This window comes from Streptomyces chlorus, from assembly GCF_042655885.1.
In the GTDB taxonomy this organism is placed as follows: domain Bacteria; phylum Actinomycetota; class Actinomycetes; order Streptomycetales; family Streptomycetaceae; genus Streptomyces; species Streptomyces chlorus.
Map to the genome: position 1 here is coordinate 33,849 of NZ_JBHSOA010000054.1, position 20,312 is coordinate 54,160.

Genomic DNA, 20,312 nt, shown 5'->3' on the forward strand with positions numbered 1-20,312 from the left:
GTGCCGGGAGCGGGGGTGGCGGGTTCGGGCCGGGGGGCGGACGGCTTGCGTTCCGGCTCCTCCTCGGGGCCCTCGGCGGCCCGGCCGCCCGGCAGGGCGAGGAGGTGGGTGCGGGAGGCGGGGACGACGGACAGGGGGCCCTTGGACAGCGGACCGGCGGACGGGACGCCGTGCGCGGAGTCGACGGCCGCGCGAACCGTGCGGCCGGCGAGGCGGGCACGTACGTCCTGTTCGGCCAGGAGCCGGCAGCGGCCCAGGAGGGCGGCGGCGGCGGGATTGCCGCGCAGCGCCCGGAGGGCGGCGAGGTCGTCGGCGTCGGGGCGGTAGCCGGCACCCAGCACCTCCTCCAGAAGCCTGAGGTAGCCGGCGACGGTGCCGGGAAGGGCGGCACGGTAGCGGCCGAGGTCGGCCACCAGGAAGGCGCGCAGGCGGGCGCTCTCCCGCGTCGCCTCGTCGAGGGACTCGGTGAGGCGACGGCAGTCCTGGACGTCTTCGGCCGAGGCGGACGTGGGGTGCAGGGCGAGGGCGAGGGCACGGCGGAGCACACGCAGCTCCGCCGCGCCGAACGCCATGCCGCCGCAGGATCCGTAGGGCGTGGGCATGCGGCGACGATACGCGCTAATCAGACAAACAACGCATAACGCACGGGCGTGGCGTGCGGGTACGGCGCACGGGTCCGCCCGGGCGGACCCCGCGAGGAGCGGGTGCCGCTCGACGAGGGCCGCCCGGTCCCGATCCGGACGCGGTCGGCGAATCCGTCGGGCCCGCAGCCTGGATCCGCAGCCGTGGCACTTTCCGGGGATGTATCACGGCTGCGGCCGGAACACCCGGGGCCACAGGGTGCGGGCTCGCGGGGCCCGGAACCGCTGGGGGAACCGACCGACAGCATCCGCTCCGCGCGGGGCCCGGCCCGCTCCACGAGGCGTGCGGGCCGGCAGCCCCCGTACGGCCGGGACCGGCCGCCCGTGGCCCGCGTCCCGGTCCCGGTCCCGGAGCACCGCGTCCGGGACGGATCCCGGGAGCGTCGCATCCGGGATGCGCTACATCCGCGCCACGTTCCGTTCGTAGACCAGGCGCAGGCCGATCAGGGTGAGCCAGGGCTCGTGTTCGTCGATGACCGTGCTCTCGCCCAGGACCGTCGGCGCGAGTCCGCCGGTCGCGATGACGGTCACCTCCTCGGGGTCGTCGGAGAGCTCGCGGGCCATCCGGCGGACGACGCCGTCGACCTGGCCGGCGAAGCCGTAGATGATGCCGGACTGCATCGCCTCGACCGTGTTCTTGCCGATCACGCTCCGGGGCCGGGCCACCTCGATCTTGCGGAGCTGCGCACCGCGGACGCCGAGCGCCTCGACGGAGATCTCGATGCCGGGGGCGATGACGCCGCCGATGTACTCCCCGCGCGCGCTGACCGCGTCGAAGGTGGTGGCGGTGCCGAAGTCGACGACGATGGCCGGCCCGCCGTAGAGGTCGACGGCGGCGACCGCGTTGATGATGCGGTCCGCGCCGACCTCCTTGGGGTTGTCGGTGAGGATCGGCACGCCGGTCTTGACGCCCGGCTCGACCAGGACCGCGGGGACGTCGCCGTAGTAGCGGCGGGTCACCTCACGGAGTTCGTGCAGGACGGAGGGAACGGTTGCGCAGATGGCGATGCCGTCGATGCCGTCGCCCAGTTCGTCGCCGAGCAGGGGGTGCATGCCCATGAGGCCCTGGAGGAGAACGGCGAGCTCGTCGGCGGTACGGCGCGCGTCCGTGGAGATCCGCCAGTGTTCGACGATGTCCTCGCCGTCGAACAGGCCCAGGGTGGTGTGTGTGTTGCCCACGTCGATCGTCAGCAGCATGGCCGGCCCCTACTCTGCCGCTCGCAGGTCCAGGCCAATGTCCAGGATCGGCGAGGAGTGGGTGAGGGCGCCCACGGCGAGGTAGTCGACCCCCGTGTCGGCGTACGCCTCGGCGTTGTCGAGGGTGAGCCGGCCGGACGCCTCCAGGGTGGCGCGGCCGGCGACGAGAGCCACCGCCTCCTCGCACTCGCCGGGGGTGAAGTTGTCCAGCAGGATCAGGTCGGCGCCCGCGTCCACGACCTCGCGGAGCTGGTGCAGGGTGTCGACCTCGACCTCGATCGGTACGTCGGGGAAGCGTTCCCGGACGGCCTGGAAGGCCTGGGCGACGCCACCCGCGGCGACGACATGGTTGTCCTTGACCAGGGCGGCGTCGGAGAGCGACATGCGGTGGTTGACGCCACCGCCGCAGCGCACGGCGAACTTCTCCAGGGAGCGCAGGCCCGGGGTGGTCTTGCGGGTGTCGCGGACCTTGGCCTTCGTGCCGTCCAGCACATCGGCCCACGCGCGCGTGGCCGTCGCGATGCCCGAGAGGCGGCACAGGATGTTCAGGGCGCTGCGTTCCGCCGTGAGGAGGTCGCGGGTGCGGGTGGTGACGGAGAGGAGCTTGTCGCCGGCTTCCACCCGGTCGCCGTCCTCCACGTGCCGTTCGACCTCGAACTCTGCCGTGCAGACCACCGAGACGACCGCCTCGGCGATCCTGAGGCCCGCCACGACGCCCGCTTCCCGCGCGGTGAAGTCGGCGGTGGCGACGGCGTCCTCGGGGATGGTCGCGACCGTCGTCACGTCCACGCCGTGGGCGAGGTCCTCCTGGATGGCGACGTTGGCGATGTCCTCGACCTCCACCGGGTCCAGACCGGCGTCGGTCAGGAGCTGGGCGAGCGCGGGGTCGAGGCCGCACTCCAGGTAGGTCTCGTCATAGCTCTCGTCGCCGTCCGCGCCGCAGGCGCAGCCGTCGCCGCAGCCACCGGACGGGGCGAGGGGAAGGTCTGGGGTGGTCACTGCTGTCACTGCTCCTGGGAGGCCTGGGGCGGGAGGTTCGGGAGGTTCGGGACGTCAAGGAAGGCCGGGACGTCGGGGAGGGTCGGGACGTCGGGGAGGGTCGGGGGGAAGTCTGTGGTGTCGGTGGTGTGCGTCGCCAGCGTGCGGTCCGGATTCAGCCGTACGACGATGTGGCGGCGCCAGGCGGTGTCGTCGCGCTCGGGCCGGTCCTCGCGCCAGTGGCAGCCCCGGGTCTCCTCGCGCCGCAGCGCGGCGGCGACCAGGACACGGGCGACGCACAGGAGGTTGGTCGCCTCCCAGGTGTCGACGCCGGGCTCGGCGGTCTTGCCCTGCTCGTCGAGGGCGTCACGGGCGGCGGCGTGCAGCCGCTGGAGCGCGTCGGCGGCCTGCTCGAGGGAGGCTGCGGAGCGCAGGACACCGGCTCCCCTGGTCATGATCCGCTGGATGGTGAAACGGGCCTCCGCGGGGAGGAGGGGGTGTCCGGGGCGCTCGGCGGGCGGGAGGGGCTGCGGCGTAGGCGCGTGGAGGGTGTTCCCGGCCCGGCTCCCGGCGATGTCGGCGGCGATGCGCTCGGCGTAGACCAGGCCCTCCAGGAGCGAGTTGGAGGCGAGCCGGTTGGCTCCGTGCACGCCGGTGCAGGCGACCTCCCCGCAGGCGTAGAGGCCGGGGACGGTGGTGCGGCCGTGGAAGTCGGTGCGGACGCCGCCGGAGGCGTAGTGGGCGGCGGGGGCGACCGGAACGGGCTCGGTGACCGGGTCGATGCCGTGGGCGCGGCAGGCGGCGAGGATCGTCGGGAAGCGGTGCTCCCACATGTCGGCGCCGAAGTGCCGGGCGTCGAGATACATGTGCTCGGCGCCCAGCTCCCGCATCCGGCGCATGATGCCCTTGGCGACGATGTCCCGCGGGGCGAGCTCGGCGAGTTCGTGCTGTCCCGCCATGAAGCGCACGCCGTCGGCGTCGACCAGGTGGGCGCCCTCGCCGCGGACCGCCTCGGAGACCAGGGGCTGCTGGCCCTCCGCGTCCGGGCCGAGGAACAGGACGGTCGGATGGAACTGCACGAACTCGAGGTCGCTGACCTCGGCGCCCGCGCGGAGGGCCAGTGCCACCCCGTCGCCGGTCGAGACGGAGGGGTTCGTGGTCGCGCTGAAGACCTGGCCCATGCCGCCGGTCGCCAGCACCACCGCGGGGGCGTGCACGGCCCCCACGCCGTCGTGCTGGCCCTCCCCCATGACGTGCAGGGTCACGCCCGCGCCGCGGCCCTCGGCGTCCGTCAGCAGGTCCAGGACGAGCGCGTTCTCGATCGTGCGCAGCCCCGCCCGTCGCCCACCGCCTCCCTTGCCCGAGAGCGCTTCGCGTTCGCCCCTCCCGACCGCGCGTACGGCCTCCACGAGCGCGCGGGAGATCTCCGCGCCGGTGGCGTCCCCGCCCGCGTGCGCGATGCGCCGACGGTGGTGGCCGCCCTCGCGGGTGAGTTCCAGGCCGCCCTCTTCGGACTCGTCGAAGTGGGCGCCAGTGGCGATGAGACGGCGTACGGCGTCGGGGCCCTCGGTGACGAGGATGCGGACCGCCTCCTCGTCGCACAGGCCCGCGCCGGCGACCAGGGTGTCGTCCCGGTGCTGCTCGGGGGTGTCGCCGTCGCCGAGGGCCGCGGCGATGCCGCCCTGGGCCCAGCGGGTGGAGCCGTCGTCGAGCCGGGCCTTGGTGACGACGACGGTGGCCAGTCCGGCGGCCTCGCAGCGCAGCGCGGCGGTCAGTCCGGCCACGCCGGAGCCGACGACCACGACGTCCGCCTCGATGGACCACCCGGGCGCGGGAGCGTGCAGTCGTATGCCGGTGCTGGTCACGAGGCGGCTCCGAGGGTGCCGAAGGTCAGGGGTATGTTGTCGATCAGGCGGGTCGCGCCGACCCGGGCGGCCACGGCGAGCACGGCCTCGCCGGTGAAGTCGTCGCCGATCTCGGTGAAGTCCGCGGGGTCGGCCAGGGCCAGGTAGTCCAGTGTGAGCGGCGGGGTGAAGCGGGCGGCCCCGTCAAGCACCTGGCGGGCGGCGACGCGGACGGCCTCGGGCCCGCCCGCCGTGGCGACGGCGTGCGCGTCGGCCGCCGCGCGGGACTCCCCGAGCGCGTTCAGCGCCGCCACGCGCGCGCGCGTGGCGGGCACTTCGCGGGCCCGCGCGCGCAGCGCCTCCTGCGCGGCGTGCCGGTCCCGGCCGGCGAACAGGGCGCCGGACAGGGCGAGGGCGGTGCGCCGCTCCGCGGCGGAGAGGTAGCGGTTGCGGCTGGACAGGGCCAGTCCGTCGGGCTCACGGACGGTGGGGACTCCGACGATGTCGACGCCGAAGTTCAGGTCGCGGACCATGCGGCGGATCAGGGCGAGCTGCTGGGCGTCCTTCTGGCCGTACAGGGCGATGTCGGGGCGGGTGAGGTGCAGCAGTTTGGCGACGACGGTGAGCATGCCGTCGAAGTGACCGGGGCGGGCGGCGCCCTCCAGGCGTTCGCCCATGGAGCCGGCGCTGATGCGGACCTGGGGCTCGCCGCCCGGGTAGACCTCGTCGACCGACGGGGCGAAGACCACGTCGGCGCCCGCCTGCCCGGCGACCTCGAGGTCGGCGTCCAGGGTGCGCGGATAGCGGTCGAGGTCCTCGCCCTCGCCGAACTGCAGCGGGTTGACGAAGACGGTGACCACGACCTCGCCCTCGGCACCCGCGAGGTCGCGCGCGGCGCGGATCAGGGTGGCGTGGCCCTCGTGCAGGGCGCCCATGGTCATCACGACGGCTCGGCGGCCCGTACGCGCGCGTGCGTGCAGGTCGGCCGCGGTGCGCAGCAGGGTGGTGGTCATCGGGGGTCCCCTTCGCCTTCGCCGCCTCGATTGCCTTGGTCACCGGGATTGCCCCGGTCGCCCCGGTCGCCTCGACCGCCGGGACTCGTCGTCCCGTCGGCGAGTACCCCGAGGAGGTCCTCGGCGAGCTCCGGCTTCAGCAGGCCGTGGGCGAGGGCGCGGTCGGCGGTCGCGCGGGCCATCGCCAGATAGCCGGCGACGGTCTGCGGGGCGTGCCGGCGCAGCTCGGTGACATGTACGGAGACGGTGCCGGCGTCACCGCGCGCGACGGGGCCGGTGAGGGCCGCGTCGCCGGAGCGCAGGGCGTTGTCCAGGGCGGCGCCGAGCAGGGGGCCGAGCATCCGGTCGGGGGCCTCGACCCCGGCGGTGCGCAGCAGCTCCAGGGACTGGGCGACCAGGGTGACCAGATGGTTGGCGCCCAGGGCGAGGGCCGCGTGGTAGAGCGGGCGGTTCTCCTCGGCGATCCACTCCGGTTCGCCGCCCATCTCGATCACGAGGGCCTCGGCGGCCAGCCGCAGCTCCTCGGGCGCGGTGACGCCGAAGGAGCATCCGGCGAGCCGCTGCACGTCCAGGGGGGTGCCGGTGAACGTCATCGCCGGGTGCAGGGCCAGCGGCAGCGCGCCGGCCCGCAGGGCGGGGTCCAGCACCTTCGCGCCGTACCGCCCGGAGGTGTGCACGAGGAGCTGTCCCGGCCGTACCGCACCCGTCTCGGCGAGCCCGGCCACCAACTCGGGCAGCGCGTCGTCCGGGACGGTCAGCAGCACCAGTTCGGCCCGCTCCAGCACCTCGGCGGGCGCGACCACCGGCACGTCGGGGAGCAGCTGCTCGGCGCGCCTGAGGGAGGCGGCCGAGACGGCGGACACGGCCACCGGACGGTGTCCGGCGAGCTGCAGGGACGCGGCCAGGGCCGGTCCGACGCGTCCGGCGCCGACCACACCGACGCTGAGCCGCGCGGGGCGGTCCCTGGGATCTGGCTGTGGGCTTGTGTTCACGCGACGACGGCCTTCCCGTTCCAGTCCGCTCGGGGTACCGGACGATTTTTCGTCATGTTAACGCGAAACGCGGCCGGTCCCCCGGCGCGCGGTGGTCCACAGGGTGTGGGTTCCGCAGGGAAAACCCGGGTGCCCGCGCGCATCCGTACGCGGGATGATCCCGGGCATGGGTGATACGACGGAGAACGGCACTGCGACACAGGACGGGCGGCAGGCCGGGGCGGAACCGGGCCCGGACCGGAAGCCGGACCAAGGGGCGGATCAAGGGGCGGATCAGGAACGGGGGCAAAAGCTCCGCGCGCGGCGGATCGCCGCCTGGCGCAGCGCCCCGCGCGCGCTCGCGCGCCTGGGCTTTCTCGGGCCTCTCCGGGAGCGGCTGGCCCTGCTGGACGCGGCGGCGGGCGTGTACGACCTGGACGAGACGGCCGACCTCTACGGCAACGGCGTCGTCGAGGCGCTGGAGGAACGGGTCGCCGGACTCCTGGGCACCGAAGCCGCCGTGTTCTTCCCGACCGGGACGATGGCCCAGCAGGTGGCCCTGCGCTGCTGGGCGGGCCGTACCGGCAGCCCGGTGGTCGCGCTGCACGGGCTCAGCCACCCCGAGGTCCATGAGCGGAACGCGTTCAGCCGGGTCAGCGGCCTGCGTCCGGTGCGGGTGACCGGCCAGCCCCGGATGCCGACCGCCGCCGAGGTGCGGGACTTCGACGAGCCCTTCGGCGCGCTGATGCTGGAACTCCCCCTGCGGGACGCCGGTTTCGTGCTGCCCACCTGGGAGGAGCTGACCGAGGTGGTGGACGCCGCGCGGGAACGCGAGGCCGTGGTCCACTTCGACGGGGCCCGGCTGTGGGAGTGCACGGTGCACTTCGGCCGTCCGCTGGAGGAGATCGCCGCCCTGGCGGACAGCGTCTACGTGTCGTTCTACAAGTCCCTCGACGGCTTCGGCGGCGCGGCGCTCGCCGGCCCGGCAACGCTGGTGGAGGAGGCCAAGGCCTGGCGGCACCGGTACGGAGGCAATGTCTTCCAGCAGTTCCCGACCGCCCTGTCGGCGCTGATCGGTCTGGAGCGTGAGCTGCCCCGGCTGCCCGAGTACGTCACCCACGCGCGCGTGGTGGCCACCGCCCTGCGCGAGGGGCTGGCGGAGGCCGGGGTGCCGTGGGCGCGCGTCCACCCCGAGGTGCCGCACACCCACGACTTCCAGGTGTGGCTGCCGTACGACGCCGATGTCCTGGCCGAGGCGGCCGTCCGGGCGGCCGAGGAGACGGGCGCCGGGCTGTTCGCCAACGGCTGGGAACAGCGGGGCCCCGGCCTGGCGCTCACCGAGGTGTACGTCAGGGCGGCGGGCCTGGAGTGGACGGCCGACGACGTACGGGCCGCGGCTGCGGACTTCGTACGGCGGCTGCCGGAAGCGAAGGCGCAGGGGCGTAGAGGCGTAGGGGCTGGCGCAGGGGCGTAAAGGCTGAGGGGCAGCGCAGGGACAGTGGCTCCCGATCGCCGCCCCGATTGACAGGGGCCGTCAATCGGGGCGGCGCTGTCAGCGGCGGGGTGCACGATGAGGGCATGAGTGTGCGCATCGACATCTCGGGGCTGCGGCCGATGGGGCTGTCCCCTGCTCGCGCGGAGTCGGGAGCTTGGGGGAGGATCGCCGCCGTGCCGTCCCCGCTGGCCGAGCTCGGCATGGCGCTGCACGCACTGTCCGAGCCGGCCCACCATCCCGGGCTCCAGAGCTGGGTGACGGGCGTGACCGCACGCCTGGACCCGCATCTGGCGGACCGGATGTGCGAGGCCGACTTCCTGTGGCGTATGACGTTCTCGGACCTGTTCCTGGCGTGCGCGGGCGTCCCCGGCGGCGCGCTCCCCGGCACGGATCTCGCCGAGGAGCTGGAGCTGCTGGACAAACTGTCGGACGAGCAGTTCGTGGCCGCCGCGCTGGAGTTCACCTGCGCGTTCCCCTACGAAACGCCGGGCCCCGGCCCACTCACCGACGAGAGGATGCGCCACCGGGCTCTGGAGCTGGCCGCCGCGCGGGGGCCCCGGCAGGTGCGGTTCACGGAAGGGCTGCTGGCCGATCCGCCCCGGATCCGTGCCTGGCTGCGGGAGTTCCTCCAGGACTGCGACAAGGCGTTCTTCGCCGAGGCCTGGTCCCGGCTGCGTCATCAGCTCGCCGCCGACACCCGGCTCAAGACGGACCTGCTGCGGCGCAAAGGGCTGGCCGAGGCACTGGCAGCGGTGTCCCCTGCGGTCACCGTCGACCTGGACGCCGGCCTGATCACGGTCGACAAACTCGGTGACACCCGTACGGCCACGGCCGACGGCGGTCTGCTGCTGATCCCGACGAGCCTGGGCCGGCCGCACCTGATGGTCCTGCACCGCTATGGCTGGCGGCCGGTGCTGCACTACCCGGTCGGCTCCCCCGAGCTCGCCGCGCCGCCGACGGTCGAGCAGCTGGCCCTGCGGATGACGGCGCTGTCCCACCCCGTCCGCATGCGGTTGTGCCGTCACCTCGCGCGCAGCGCTTACACCACCGGGGAGCTGGCCCAGATGCACGGCATGACGGCCCCGGAGATATCCCGGCACCTGGGCGTGCTGAAGAAGGCGGGTCTGCTCACCACGCGCCGCCGCGGCCGGTACGTACTGCACCAGCTGGACGTGACGGTCGTGGCCCGGCTCGGCAGCGACTTCCTGGAGGGCATTCTGCGCTGACGGCGGCCCCGGACACGGGCCGGCCGGAGCGGATCGGCCGTGCGGATCGGCCGTGCGGATCGGCCGAAGCGAAAGTGGCGAAGCGGGTCAGTCGAAGCGGATGTGGCGGATGCCGACGCCCGCCTGCCGCAGCCGGGTCCGCAGCGGGCCCTCGTTGTTGGGGCGCAGGGTCAGTCCGGCCAGGACGGCGATGCGGTCCGCCGTCTTCGGGACGGTCGTGTCGTCGGTCCACAGATGCTCGGCGAACTCCGGCTCGGCGAGCCGCTCCAGGCAGTGGTCGAGCTGCCGCACGGCCCAGCTCTCCCGGCGCAGGCCCGCGTTCTTCCCGCCGACGTACTTCAGGAGGCGCCCGAAGCCGCGTTCGCGCAGCCGCCGCAGCACCGTCTCGCGTTCGGCGAGAAGGGCGAAATGGCGTACATCGTGGCCGAGTTCGCGCAGCCGGCCGACGGTCTGGGCGAAATGGCCGGAGTCGGTGACGGTCATGGGGACGATCACCACGCCCTCATGCCGGGTCAGGGCGAGGTCGAGGACCTCGACGACCCCCTGCCGCCAGGAGGCCAGGTCCTGGAAGTCGTCTATCAGCGGCCTCCGGCCGCGGGCCCCCCGGAGTTCCGGCGGGAGCATCCGGTGCAGGCCGAAGCCGAGGTGCTCGGGGTCGCAGATGACGCTGCCGGGCAACCGGCGCCGTATCTCGTGTGCGGTCTGCGTCTTGCCGCCCCCGAAGGGACCGTTGATCCAGAGCAGCATGCGCAGACCCTACCGACGCGGAGACGCCCGGTCAGCCCTGTGCGCAAGGTCAGCCCTGTCCGCCGGCCCGTACCAGTCCCGTCTCGTAGGCGAGAACCACCACCTGCACCCGGTCCCGCAGCCCCAGCTTGGTCAGGATGCGGCCCACATGGGTCTTCACGGTCGCCTCCGACAGCACCAGGCGGGCCGCGATCTCACCGTTGGACAGGCCCTGCGCGACCAGCATCATGACCTCCCGCTCCCGCTCGGTGAGCCGCTCCAGCTCCTTGTGCTGGGGCTGCCTGGTGGTGCTCGGCAGCATGGGTGCGAAGCGGTCCAGGAGCCGGCGGGTGGTGGACGGGGCGACCACGGCGTCACCGCTGTGCACCGCGCGGATCGCGGTGAGCAGTTCGCCGGGCGGCACGTCCTTGAGCATGAAGCCGGAGGCGCCGGCCTTCAGCCCGGAGAAGGCGTACTCGTCGAGGTCGAAGGTGGTCAGGATCAGCACCTTCGGCGGGTCGGTGTCCGCGCAGATCCGGCGGGTCGTCTCCACCCCGTCCAGCTTCGGCATCCGGACGTCCATGAGCACCACGTCGACGGCGGTGGAGCGCAGCACCTGGAGGGCCTCCACGCCGTCGCCCGCCTCCGCCACGACCTCCATGTCCGGCTGGGCGTCGAGCACCATCCGGAACCCGGTGCGCAGCAGCACCTGGTCGTCGACGAGCATCACGCGGATCGCCATCAGGGCCTCTTCCATCTCCAGAAGGTGTTACAGGTGTCAATAAAGGGCGCGCACAAGCGTTCAGGTGTCAATGAGCGGGTTTGAGGGGCAGCAGGACGCTGATACGGAATCCTCCGCCCGGCCTCGGACCCGCGTCCAGGGTGCCGCCGACCATACCGACCCGCTCGCGCATGCCGATCAGTCCGTGCCCCTGGCCGTCGAACCCGCCCTCCTCGTACAGCTCGTGCGGGGCGCCCTTGCCGTCGTCCTCGACGAGCAGACCGAGACCGTCGTCGAAGTACACCAGGCGCACGCTGGCACCCGTGTTGGGCCCGCCGTGCTTGCGGGTGTTGGTGAGCGCCTCCTGCACGATGCGGTACGCGGTGAGTTCGAGGCCGCTGGGCAGGGGACGCGGGGTGCCCTCGATCTTGAAGTCCACCGGCAGCCCGGATTCCCGGCACTGCTCGACGAGGTCCTCGATCTGCCGCACGTCGGGCTGCGGCACGTATTCCCCGGCCTCCTGGTGCTCGCCGGTGCGGAGCACGCCGAGCAGACGGCGCATCTCGGCGAGCGCCTGGCGGCCGGTGGAGGAGATCGTCTCCAGTGCCTTCTTGGCCTGGTCGGGCGCCGCGTCGAGGACGTAGGCGGCGCCGTCGGCCTGCACCACCATCACCGACACGTTGTGCGCGACGACGTCGTGCAGCTCGCGCGCGATGCGGGCGCGCTCGGCGGCGACCGCGACCTTCGACTGTGCCTCGCGCTCCTTCTCGAGCCGCGCGGCGCGCTCCTCGAGCTGCGCGAAGTAGGCACGCCGGGTGCGGATGGAGTCGCCGAGCACCCAGGCGAGGACGAAGGGCACGGTCAGGAACACCACCAAGGCGATGTCGGCCGCCACGCTCACGTTGTCGAGCGGCCAGCGCACCTGCGCCACCGGCGCCGCGCACAGACCGGCGCCCAGCGCGAGACGGGAGGCCCAGCGGGCGCCGACGGCCGCGACCGTGTAGACGATCACCAGCAGGGCGAAGTCGGCGGGCATCGTCGCCACGTCCAGGACCACCTGGAGGAGGCCCACCACGACGGCCAGGACCAGCATCCGCTCCGGCATCCGGCGGCGCAGCGCGACGACCAGCGACAGCAGCAGCACGACCGGTACGGTCACGGCTGCCGGTTCGGTCCCCTTGGCCTCCTCAACGGTCGCTCCACTGAACACCGAAATCCCGAACAGGGCCACGGCCCAGAAGCCGTCGACCCATGCCGGGTGTCTGCGGAGAAAATCATAGAGGCGCTGCACGTGACCCAGCGTAGGGAAGCGAAATGCGTGCAGGGGTCAACCGGAGGGCCGATCCCCGGTCCGCACGCGTACTCCGCAAGGTGGAGGCCCGGCATGTCCCCGCACGTAACCTGGGCCGGTGACGACGGCGGCGGCGGCGACGAGCCGGTGGTACCGGTGACATGGGTGACGACGAGCGGGTGGAACCGGTGACGGCAGGGGCGGAAGGCGGCCCGCGCGGGTGGCGGGCGGCGACCCGGGCGGCTCTGTACGGGCCGGACGGGTTCTACCGCGGGCCCCAGGGCCCCGCCGGGCACTTCCGTACGTCGGTGCACGCCTCACCGCTGTTCGCGGGGGCCGTGGCGCGTCTGCTGTGCCGGGTCGACGAGACGCTGGGCCGGCCCGCGGTGCTCGACTTCGTGGACATGGCGGCGGGCCGGGGCGAACTGGCCTCCGGTGTGCTCGCCGCGCTGCCCGCCGACGTGGCGGCACGCACGCGTGCGTACGCCGTCGAACTCGTCGGCCGTCCTGGCGGTCTCGACCGACGGATCGAGTGGCGGGCCGAGCCCCCGGAGCGGACCACGGGGCTGCTGTTCGCCAACGAGTGGCTGGACAACGTGCCCCTGGAGGTCGCCGAAGTCGACCCGAAGGGCGTCCCTCGGCTGGTCCTGGTGGGCGGCGACGGAACGGAACGGCTCGGGCCTCCGGTCACGGGCCCGGAGGCGGAGTGGCTGGCACGGTGGTGGCCACTCACGGGTGAGCAACCCGTGACGGACGGCGGGGAGGCCACGACGGAGGGGGAGGCCACCCCGGAGGCCACGAGCGCGGTGGGACTGCGGGCGGAGATCGGGCTGCCCCGGGATCTGGCCTGGGCGTCAGCGGTCGGGACGCTGGCGCGGGGGCTCGCGGTCGCGGTGGACTACGCGCACACGGCGAGCGCGCGCCCGCCGTTCGGGACGCTCACGGGCTTCCGGAAGGGGCGCGGGACGACGCCCGTACCGGACGGGTCGTGCGACATCACCGCGCACGTCGCCCTGGACGCCTGCGCGGCGGCCTGCGTGCTTCCCGGCGCCCGTCTGCTCCCCCAGCGGACCGCCCTGCGCACCCTGGGCCTCACCGGCTCGCGCCCCCCGCTCACCCTCGCGTCCACCGACCCCGCGGGCTACGTACGGGCCCTGGCGGCCGCCTCGGAGGCCGCCGAGCTCGTCGCGCCGGGCGGGCTCGGCGACTTCGGGTGGCTGCTGCAGCCGGTCGGGATCCCGGACGTGTTCGCGGACGCCGTCTGAGACGGCTCCCCGCTTCCACGCCCTCCCGTCCCTCCCGTCCCTCCCGTCCCTCCCGTCCCTCCCGTCCCTCCTGCCCTACTTGTCGATGTCCCCCACCACGAAGAACATCGACCCCAGGATCGCCACCATGTCCGAGACCAGCGTCCCCGGCAGCAGTTCGGTGAGCGCCTGGATGTTGTTGTACGACGCCGAGCGCAGCTTCAGCCGGTACGGCGTCTTCTCTCCCTTGCTGACCAGGTAGTACCCGTTGATACCGAGCGGGTTCTCGGTCCACGCGTATGTGTGCCCCTCGGGCGCCTTGAGCACCTTCGGGAGCCGCTGGTTGACGGGGCCCGGGGGCAGGTCGGCAAGCCGGTCGAGGCACGCCTCGGCGAGGTCGAGGGCGTGGTACGTCTGCTCCAGGAGGCATTCGAAGCGGGCGAGGCAGTCGCCCTCCTCGCGGGTCACCACCTTCAGGACGTCCGCCAGCTCGCCGTACGCGAGGTACGGCTCGTCGCGGCGCAGGTCGAGATCGACGCCGGAGGCACGGGCGACCGGCCCGCTCACCCCGTACGCGTGCACGGCCGCCGGGGAGAGGACGCCGACACCGCGCGTGCGGCCGCGGAAGATCTCGTTGCCGAGCACCAGGTCGTCGAAGCGGTCCATGCGGGAACGCACGTCGGCGACGGCGCTGCGCGCGCGCGTGGTCCATCCCGCCGGAAGGTCCTCCTTGAGACCGCCCACGCGGTTGAACATGTAGTGCATGCGCCCGCCGGAGACCTCCTCCATGACGTGCTGGAGCTCCTCGCGCTCCGTGAAGGCGTAGAACATCGGTGTGATGCCACCGAGTTCCAGTGGATAGGAACCGAGGAACATCAGGTGGTTGAGCACCCGGTTCAGCTCCGCGAGCAGCGTGCGCAGCCACACCGCGCGCTCGGGGACCTCCATGCCGAGCATCCGCTCCACGGCGAGGACCACGCCCAGTTCGTTGGAGAACGCCGACAGCCAGTCGTGGCGGTTGGCCAGCATGATGATCTGCCGGTAGTCCCGCGCCTCGAACAACTTCTCCGCGCCCCGGTGCATGTAGCCGATCACGGGCTCCGCGCTGGTGATGAGCTCGCCGTCCAGGACGAGCTTCAGCCGCAGCACGCCGTGCGTGGACGGGTGCTGGGGCCCGATGTTGAGCACCATGTCGGTGCTCTCCGCGGCGCCGCCGATGCCGACCATGGTCTCCGTCGTAGGAGTCATGAATACAGTCTCCCCTACGTACGCTGGGGCCATGGAGACGGGGAACCCGCACGACACGGGTACAGCGGGACCGGAACAGCCCGCTGAGGCGACGGCGACCACCGGGACGACGACGGGACCGACGGCAGGACCGGCCGCGACGACGGAAGCGGTGGAGTTGGCGGTCCTTTCCGGCGCACCGGCGGCCCCCGGTGACGAGCCGAAGTGGATCGCGCTGCCGCCGGGGCTGCTGAAGGTGCGCCGGCTGATGCTGGTGCTGTGGCTGGGACTGCTCACGCTGGCCGCCGGGCTCGTCCCGGGCCTGCTGGCCGGGCCCCGCTGGGCCGCGTTCGCCCTGCCGCCACTGGCCCTGCTGGTCTGGGGCTGGGTGATGCTGGAGCGCAACTGGCGCTCCTGGCGGTACGCCGAGCGCTCCGACGACCTGCTGATCAGCCGGGGCGTCCTGTGGCGTCAGGAGACGGTCGTGCCGTACGGGCGGATGCAGCTGGTCGAGGTGACGTCCGGGCCCGTCGAACGGCACTTCGGTCTGGCCAGCGTGCAGTTGCACACGGCGGCCGCGGCGACCGACGCCACCATCCCCGGTCTCGTACCGGCCGAGGCGGAACGACTGCGTGACCGGCTCACGGAGCTGGGCGAGGCCCGATCGGCGGGGCTGTGACCGTCCCACAGGCCCCCGAGGCCGTACGCGAGCGGCGGCCCGTGCTCGAGCGCCGGCTGCACCCCGTCACGCCGCTCAGGCGGGCGTGGGCGCCCGTCGCGGTCATCATCGGGTGGGCGCTGCACGACCCGGACCAGGCGCAGCGCCAGCTGACCCGGCTGACGACGACCACGCTGCTGATCGGCATCGGCGTCCTCATCCCGGCCGCCGCCCTCTACGGCTTCCTGACCTGGTGGTTCACCCACTTCGCGGTGACCGACAGCGAACTGCGCATCCGCACCGGGCTGTTGTTCCGGCGTACCGCGCACATCCGGCTGGAGCGGATCCAGGCCATCGACGTCACCCAGCCGCTGCTCGCGCGGGTCGCGGGCGTGTCCAAGCTCAAACTCGATGTCATCGGGACCGACAAGAAGGACGAGCTGGCCTTCCTCGGGGCCGACGACGCCCGCGCGCTGCGTGCCGAACTGCTCGCGCGGGCGGCCGGTTTCGCACCCGAGACGGCACACGAGGTGGGTGAGGCTCCGTCCCGGCAGTTGTTGCGCGTGCCGCCCGGCGTCCTCGCCCTCTCCCTCGTGCTGACCGGCGCTACCTGGGGCTGGCTGATCGTCGCCGCCGTCGCGCTGCCGCTGCTGTGGATGACCACCCACAGCCTGTGGACGCTCCTCGCCGCGGCCGTCCCGATGATCGGCGCGGTGGGCGCGAGCAGCGTCGGCCGGTTCGTCACCGAGTACGACTGGACCCTGGGCGAGTCGCCCGACGGGCTACGGATCGACCACGGTCTCCTCGACCGGGCGCACGAGACGGTACCGCCGGGGCGGGTGCAGACCGTGCGGATCGTGGAGCCGCTGCTGTGGCGGCGCCGGGGCTGGGTGCGGGTGGAGCTCGACGTGGCGGGCTCGTCCAACTCCCTGCTGCTGCCGGTCGCTCCGCGCGAAATCGCGGAATCCGTCGTCGCGCGGGTGCTGCCCGGCGTCGGCGTGCCGTCGCACGCGGAGCTGTCCCGGCCGCCGCGGCGCGCGCGGTGGTGCGTGCCGGTGTGGTGGCGAGGCTACGGACTCGCCGTCACCGGCACCGTGTTCGCCGCACGGCACGGCCGGCTGACCCGGACCGTCGCGCTGGTGCCGCACGCCAAGGTGCAGAGCGTGCGGCTGGTCCAGGGACCCTGGCAGCGTGCCCGGGGCGTCGCGGACGTCCATGTGGACACCGGGGCCAACAAGTCCGTGGTGGCCCGGCTCCGGGACGCCGACGAGGCGGCGGAGCTGCTGCGGGCCCAGGCGGAACGGTCCCGGACCGGCCGCCGGGACGCCCGCCCGGACCGGTGGATGGCCTGACCCGGCCGCCCTGCGCCCCGGCCTGGACACGGCGAACGGGGACACGCGAACGGGGTCCCGCACGTCTCCCGCGCGGGACCCCGTTCGCCGTGTGGCCGGACTGCCGTGTGGCCGGACTGCCGTGTGTTCTCTGTGCCGTCAGGAGACCGCGCTGCGCAGTCCCTTCGTGCCGGCCTCGGCCTCTGCCTCGGCCTCTTCGTCTGCCGGCTCCGGCTCGTCGTGCGCCGTCAGGTCGATGACCTGGCCGACGCCCCGCGCGTCGCCGGCCGGCTCGGACTCCGGCTCGGCCTCGGCCCTGTGCGAGGCCGGGGTCTCCTCCTCGGCCGCGTCGGCGGCCTCCTCCTCATTCTGCGTACCGAAGAAGTCGAAGGTGCCGTCGGACACCGGGCGCCGCACAGGCTCCGTCGGCGGTACCACCGCGACCGCGGTCGGCACGGTGAAGTGCCCGGCGGGCCGCCGCACAAAACTGCCGGGCGGGGCAGGCAGGGCAGGCTGTGCGGACTGGGCCGGCGACTCGGGCGTGGTGCCGGGGTCCGAGCCGGGGGAGGTGGTCGCGCGCCCGTGCTCGGCAACCGCCTCGGACTGCCCCTCCGCCTCGTCCTCCTGCGGCTTCCTCGCCCTGGGGGGTTCGGGGCCGTCGTCCTCGGGGGTGCCGTCGCTCCGGGGGGACCCGGCGGTGTTCTCCGGCCGGGTGTCGTCCCTCACGGACGCGGAGCCACCGTCCTTCGCCGGGTGGCCGCCCTGGGGGGTGCCGGCGTCGGTCGGCGCGTCGTCGGCCGTCGTCTCCGCGGCCTCCGCGTCGGTCGTGTCGGCGGTGTCGGCGGTGTCGGCGGTGTCGGCGGTGTCGGCGGTGTCGGCGGCATCGACGACGTCCCGCGCGGGGCGGTCGTCACCCTCGCCATGGTCGGCGAGCCGTACCAGCGCCGCGTTGGCCCGCAGGAACAGCGTGGACCCCGCCGGCGAGAAGACCTGGGGAGCCGCGGGCCGCCCGGCCTCCTCCCCGCCGTCCGCGGTTGCCTCGGACTCGGGCGCCTCGGACTCGGGCGCGGTTCCGCCCTCGGTCCTGGCCGCCGGCACAGTCGCCTTGTCGTCGGGCCCGGCACCGGACTCTGCGGCCGACGGCCCCGCCGTCAACGCGCGCGCCGGAACCGCCGCCTCGATCTCGAGCACCCGGCGCTCCTCCAGGATCGTCGCCCGGCCGGTCTCCGCCGCGGCGTACCGCCTGAGCAGTGCCGCATGCTCGTTGCGCAGCGCGGCCAGCTCCGCACCCTTGGCACGCAGCCGCTGCTCCAGCTTGACGCGCAGCTCACGCGATTCCTCGAGGTCGGAATCCAGTTCGGCGCCCCGTTCCTCGAAACGCCACTCGTCACTGGCACGCGCGCGCGTGAGGTCGGCGACCTGCTTGCCGGCCTGGACGTCCCAGTGCCGCATGACGACCGCACCGAGGATCGCCGCGGCCGCCGCGGCAGCGGCCAGGAGGCGAAGCGTCATCGGTTGTGTGAACACCCAGGACCCCAGGGCGCAGACGAGCGAGACGCCTGCGATCGCCGACGGGGGCAACATCCTGTGCAGGGGCGGGGAATGACGGTGACGTCCACGTGGCATGGCCAGAAACTTACCGCGCGTAGGCGAATGGTGGAGCCCCGCCCCGTAAAAACAAAGCCACACCGAGGCTTTCACAGGGCATCAGAGAACTCCGCCGAACCGTGAATAGACCCGCACCGCAATTATCAAGATCATTTTCCGGGCGGGAAGCCGGTTCCGTTACACCCCACCCCTCACCGGATCGCCTCCCGCACCGGTAACGAGCCCGTCCCGAGCCGGGCCCAGGTCCGTCCCGCACCACTCCTCCGGCACCCGCTGATCCACTTGGGCTCCCGCCCGAAAAACCTACTTCCGGGTAAGGAAGTCGTGCACGAGTCGCATCCCAAGGCGCCTCCATCCCGTCTCCGCCGCTTTCCGGGATGACCGGCGAGATCCGGATACGCCCACCGGCCCTCTCACGCTCGCCGGGAATACCGGGCCGCAGTCCGGCTCCGGGCTCCTGGACCCGGGCACGAGATCCCCGGAACCGGCTTCCGGTCGCGTCCCCCGGATCCAGGTGCTTCCCGGCCCCGCCCTGGGCCTACGCTGAACATATGAGCAACAGGAGCGGACACCTTCACGTCCCGGGCCTTCCCCACTGGGACCGCTGCGCGGTCATGGGCGTCGTGAACGTGACGCCCGACTCCTTCTCCGACGGTGGCCGCTGGTTCGACACGACGACCGCCGTCAAGCACGGCCTCGACCTGGTCGCCCAGGGCGCCGACCTGATCGACGTCGGCGGCGAGTCCACCCGCCCCGGTGCCACGCGGGTCGACGAGGCCGAGGAACTCAAGCGCGTCATCCCCGTGGTCCGGGGCCTCGCCTCCGAGGGCGTCACGATCTCCGTCGACACCATGCGCGCCTCCGTCGCCGAGCAGTCCCTCGCGGCGGGCGCCGCGCTCGTCAACGACGTGAGCGGCGGTCTCTCCGACCCCGGCATGATCCCCCTGGTCGCCGACGCCGGCGCCCCCTTCGTCGTCATGCACTGGCGCGGCCTGCTGGAGGGCGGCAACGTGAAAGGCACGTACGACGATGTCGTCACCGAGGTCGTCGACGAACTGCGCGCGCGCGTGGACGCCGTGCTGGAGGGCGGCATCGCCGCCGACCACGTGATCGTCGACCCCGGGCTCGGCTTCTCCAAGGGAGCCGACCACGACCTCGCCCTCCTCGCCCGTCTCGACCGCCTCCGGTCGCTCGGCCACCCGCTGCTCGTGGCCGCGTCCCGCAAAAGGTTCCTCGGCCACGTCCTGGCCGGCCCCGACGGCGCGCCCCCGCCCGCCCGGGAACGCGACGCGGCCACCGCCGCCGTCTCCGCCCTCGCCGCCCAGGGCGGCGCCTGGGCGGTCCGCGTGCACGAGGTGCGCGCCACCGCGGACGCCGTACGGGTCGCCCGCGCCGTCGAGCTGGCACGTACCCCGGACAGCACGCCCCCCGTACCCGGCGCGCGCGGTGCCGAGGGAACCCGGTGAGCGCCCCGCACACCGATGTCGAGCAGGTCGAAGCCACCAACGCCGCCTTCTACGAGGCGCTCGAGCAGGGCGATTTCGAAGAGGTCGCGTCGCTCTGGCTGACCCCGGCCGACCTGGGCGTCGACGAGACCTACCACGACCCGGCGGACGCCGGCGTGATCTCCTGCGTGCACCCCGGCTGGCCGGTGCTCACGGGACGCGGCGAGGTGCTCCGGTCGTACGCCCTGATCATGGCGAACACCGACTACATCCAGTTCTTCCTCACCGACGTGCATGTCTCCGTCACCGGCGACACCGCCGTCGTGACCTGCACCGAGAACATCCTCAGCGGCGGCCCCGCCCCGGAGGCCGGCGAGGAGCTCGGCCCCCTGCTCGGCCAACTGGTCGTCGCCACCAACGTGTACCGGCGCACTCCCGCGGGCTGGAAGCTCTGGTCCCACCACGCCTCCCCCGTCCTCGCCGAGAACGACGAGACCGAGGACTCCGAGGCCCCCGACGACACCGAGCACCCCTCCTGAGCGAACAGGCCGACCACCGGTCCGGACCGACCACCGGACCGGACCCACCACCGGACCGGACCGGACCGACCACGGGACCGGCCAAACCCGGCTGATCACAGGACCCGGCCGGACCCCGCCGTTCCCCTCCCCCGCCCGGGAAGTGGTTGGCATCACC

General features: G+C 73.4%; 18 protein-coding genes. 7 read left to right on the forward strand and 11 right to left on the reverse strand.

Going from position 1 to position 20,312, the window contains the following annotated elements; genetic code table 11:
* The 6 genes from ACFPZI_RS24945 to ACFPZI_RS24970 all read right to left on the reverse strand — a co-directional run.
* Positions 1 to 572 (reverse strand): hypothetical protein (locus tag ACFPZI_RS24945; RefSeq protein WP_381367181.1); only part of this gene is annotated, 572 nt, incomplete at its 3' end.
* 468 nt (positions 573 to 1,040) lie between these two features.
* Positions 1,041 to 1,838, reverse strand: a complete 798-nt coding sequence (locus ACFPZI_RS24950) for a type III pantothenate kinase (RefSeq protein ID WP_381367028.1) — start codon at positions 1,836 to 1,838, stop codon at positions 1,041 to 1,043.
* A gap of 9 nt (positions 1,839 to 1,847) precedes the next feature.
* A complete protein-coding gene (gene nadC / locus ACFPZI_RS24955; RefSeq protein WP_381367031.1) occupies positions 1,848 to 2,837 on the reverse strand; it encodes a carboxylating nicotinate-nucleotide diphosphorylase in 990 nt (329 codons plus the stop codon).
* Positions 2,838 to 2,842: 5 nt separating this feature from the next.
* Positions 2,843 to 4,681 carry an L-aspartate oxidase gene (locus ACFPZI_RS24960; RefSeq protein WP_381367034.1) on the reverse strand — a complete coding sequence of 613 codons (1,839 nt, stop codon included), beginning with the start codon at positions 4,679 to 4,681 and terminating at the stop codon, positions 2,843 to 2,845.
* The gene (gene panC / locus ACFPZI_RS24965; RefSeq protein WP_381367037.1) at positions 4,678 to 5,673 is read right to left on the reverse strand and encodes a pantoate--beta-alanine ligase; all 996 of its coding nucleotides are present in this window, start codon (positions 5,671 to 5,673) and stop codon (positions 4,678 to 4,680) included. Before panC ends, ACFPZI_RS24960 begins: the two co-directional genes overlap by 4 nt.
* Entirely contained in the window at positions 5,670 to 6,665 is a 996-nt protein-coding gene (locus ACFPZI_RS24970; protein ID WP_381367040.1) for a Rossmann-like and DUF2520 domain-containing protein, read from the reverse strand. Before ACFPZI_RS24970 ends, panC begins: the two co-directional genes overlap by 4 nt.
* A gap of 166 nt (positions 6,666 to 6,831) precedes the next feature.
* Between ACFPZI_RS24970 and ACFPZI_RS24975 the strand changes: the two genes are divergently transcribed.
* Together ACFPZI_RS24975 and ACFPZI_RS24980 are read left to right on the forward strand one after the other, a co-directional pair.
* The gene (locus ACFPZI_RS24975; RefSeq protein ID WP_381367043.1) at positions 6,832 to 8,118 is read left to right on the forward strand and encodes a threonine aldolase family protein; all 1,287 of its coding nucleotides are present in this window, start codon (positions 6,832 to 6,834) and stop codon (positions 8,116 to 8,118) included.
* 104 nt (positions 8,119 to 8,222) lie between these two features.
* On the forward strand, positions 8,223 to 9,365 hold the full coding sequence (locus ACFPZI_RS24980) for a DUF5937 family protein (RefSeq protein ID WP_381367046.1): 1,143 nt from the start codon (positions 8,223 to 8,225) through the stop codon (positions 9,363 to 9,365).
* A gap of 87 nt (positions 9,366 to 9,452) precedes the next feature.
* Here the strand turns inward: ACFPZI_RS24980 and ACFPZI_RS24985 are convergent, their stop codons facing one another.
* The 3 genes from ACFPZI_RS24985 to ACFPZI_RS24995 all read right to left on the reverse strand — a co-directional run bounded on the left by ACFPZI_RS24985 (position 9,453) and on the right by ACFPZI_RS24995 (position 12,103).
* Entirely contained in the window at positions 9,453 to 10,112 is a 660-nt protein-coding gene (locus tag ACFPZI_RS24985; protein WP_381367048.1) for an AAA family ATPase, read from the reverse strand.
* Between the two features lie 49 nt (positions 10,113 to 10,161).
* The gene (locus ACFPZI_RS24990) at positions 10,162 to 10,833 is read right to left on the reverse strand and encodes a response regulator (protein WP_381367184.1); all 672 of its coding nucleotides are present in this window, start codon (positions 10,831 to 10,833) and stop codon (positions 10,162 to 10,164) included.
* 67 nt (positions 10,834 to 10,900) lie between these two features.
* Positions 10,901 to 12,103, reverse strand: a complete 1,203-nt coding sequence (locus ACFPZI_RS24995; RefSeq protein WP_381367051.1) for a sensor histidine kinase — start codon at positions 12,101 to 12,103, stop codon at positions 10,901 to 10,903.
* A gap of 161 nt (positions 12,104 to 12,264) precedes the next feature.
* On the opposite strand from ACFPZI_RS24995, the gene ACFPZI_RS25000 reads away from it, so the two are divergent.
* Positions 12,265 to 13,368: an SAM-dependent methyltransferase gene (locus tag ACFPZI_RS25000; protein WP_381367054.1), complete on the forward strand. Its 1,104-nt coding sequence runs from the start codon at positions 12,265 to 12,267 to the stop codon at positions 13,366 to 13,368.
* A 75-nt stretch (positions 13,369 to 13,443) separates the two neighbouring features.
* Here ACFPZI_RS25000 and ACFPZI_RS25005 read toward each other — a convergent pair whose 3' ends face one another.
* Positions 13,444 to 14,595 carry an NADH-quinone oxidoreductase subunit D gene (locus ACFPZI_RS25005; RefSeq protein WP_381367056.1) on the reverse strand — a complete coding sequence of 384 codons (1,152 nt, stop codon included), beginning with the start codon at positions 14,593 to 14,595 and terminating at the stop codon, positions 13,444 to 13,446.
* A gap of 31 nt (positions 14,596 to 14,626) precedes the next feature.
* Between ACFPZI_RS25005 and ACFPZI_RS25010 the strand changes: the two genes are divergently transcribed.
* Both ACFPZI_RS25010 and ACFPZI_RS25015 read left to right on the forward strand, forming a co-directional pair.
* On the forward strand, positions 14,627 to 15,253 hold the full coding sequence (locus tag ACFPZI_RS25010; RefSeq protein WP_381367058.1) for a PH domain-containing protein: 627 nt from the start codon (positions 14,627 to 14,629) through the stop codon (positions 15,251 to 15,253).
* Positions 15,250 to 16,584, forward strand: a complete 1,335-nt coding sequence (locus tag ACFPZI_RS25015; RefSeq protein WP_381367060.1) for a PH domain-containing protein — start codon at positions 15,250 to 15,252, stop codon at positions 16,582 to 16,584. Before ACFPZI_RS25010 ends, ACFPZI_RS25015 begins: the two co-directional genes overlap by 4 nt.
* A 138-nt stretch (positions 16,585 to 16,722) precedes the next feature.
* On the opposite strand, the gene ACFPZI_RS25020 is transcribed toward ACFPZI_RS25015, so the two are convergent.
* Positions 16,723 to 18,189, reverse strand: coding sequence for a hypothetical protein (locus ACFPZI_RS25020; protein WP_417801258.1), 1,467 nt, complete (start codon positions 18,187 to 18,189; stop codon positions 16,723 to 16,725).
* Between the two features lie 533 nt (positions 18,190 to 18,722).
* Between ACFPZI_RS25020 and folP the strand changes: the two genes are divergently transcribed.
* Together folP and ACFPZI_RS25030 are read left to right on the forward strand one after the other, a co-directional pair.
* A complete protein-coding gene (gene folP, locus ACFPZI_RS25025; protein WP_381367066.1) occupies positions 18,723 to 19,637 on the forward strand; it encodes a dihydropteroate synthase in 915 nt (304 codons plus the stop codon).
* Entirely contained in the window at positions 19,634 to 20,155 is a 522-nt protein-coding gene (locus tag ACFPZI_RS25030) for a nuclear transport factor 2 family protein (protein WP_381367069.1), read from the forward strand. The genes folP and ACFPZI_RS25030 overlap by 4 nt, the downstream gene beginning before the upstream one ends.
* The last annotated feature ends 157 nt before the right edge of the window (positions 20,156 to 20,312 follow it).

Coding starts and splice junctions, on each gene's coding strand:
- ACFPZI_RS24980 (WP_381367046.1), top strand. CDS start 8,223: ATGAGTGTGCGCATCGACATCTCGGGGCTGCGGCCGATGGGGCTGTCC.
- folP (WP_381367066.1), top strand. CDS start 18,723: ATGAGCAACAGGAGCGGACACCTTCACGTCCCGGGCCTTCCCCACTGG.
- panC (WP_381367037.1), bottom strand. CDS start 5,673: ATGACCACCACCCTGCTGCGCACCGCGGCCGACCTGCACGCACGCGCG.
- ACFPZI_RS24950 (WP_381367028.1), bottom strand. CDS start 1,838: ATGCTGCTGACGATCGACGTGGGCAACACACACACCACCCTGGGCCTG.
- ACFPZI_RS24990 (WP_381367184.1), bottom strand. CDS start 10,833: ATGGCGATCCGCGTGATGCTCGTCGACGACCAGGTGCTGCTGCGCACC.
- ACFPZI_RS24975 (WP_381367043.1), top strand. CDS start 6,832: ATGGGTGATACGACGGAGAACGGCACTGCGACACAGGACGGGCGGCAG.
- ACFPZI_RS25000 (WP_381367054.1), top strand. CDS start 12,265: ATGGGTGACGACGAGCGGGTGGAACCGGTGACGGCAGGGGCGGAAGGC.
- ACFPZI_RS25005 (WP_381367056.1), bottom strand. CDS start 14,595: ATGACTCCTACGACGGAGACCATGGTCGGCATCGGCGGCGCCGCGGAG.
- ACFPZI_RS25010 (WP_381367058.1), top strand. CDS start 14,627: ATGGAGACGGGGAACCCGCACGACACGGGTACAGCGGGACCGGAACAG.
- ACFPZI_RS24985 (WP_381367048.1), bottom strand. CDS start 10,112: ATGCTGCTCTGGATCAACGGTCCCTTCGGGGGCGGCAAGACGCAGACC.
- ACFPZI_RS25020 (WP_417801258.1), bottom strand. CDS start 18,189: ATGCCACGTGGACGTCACCGTCATTCCCCGCCCCTGCACAGGATGTTG.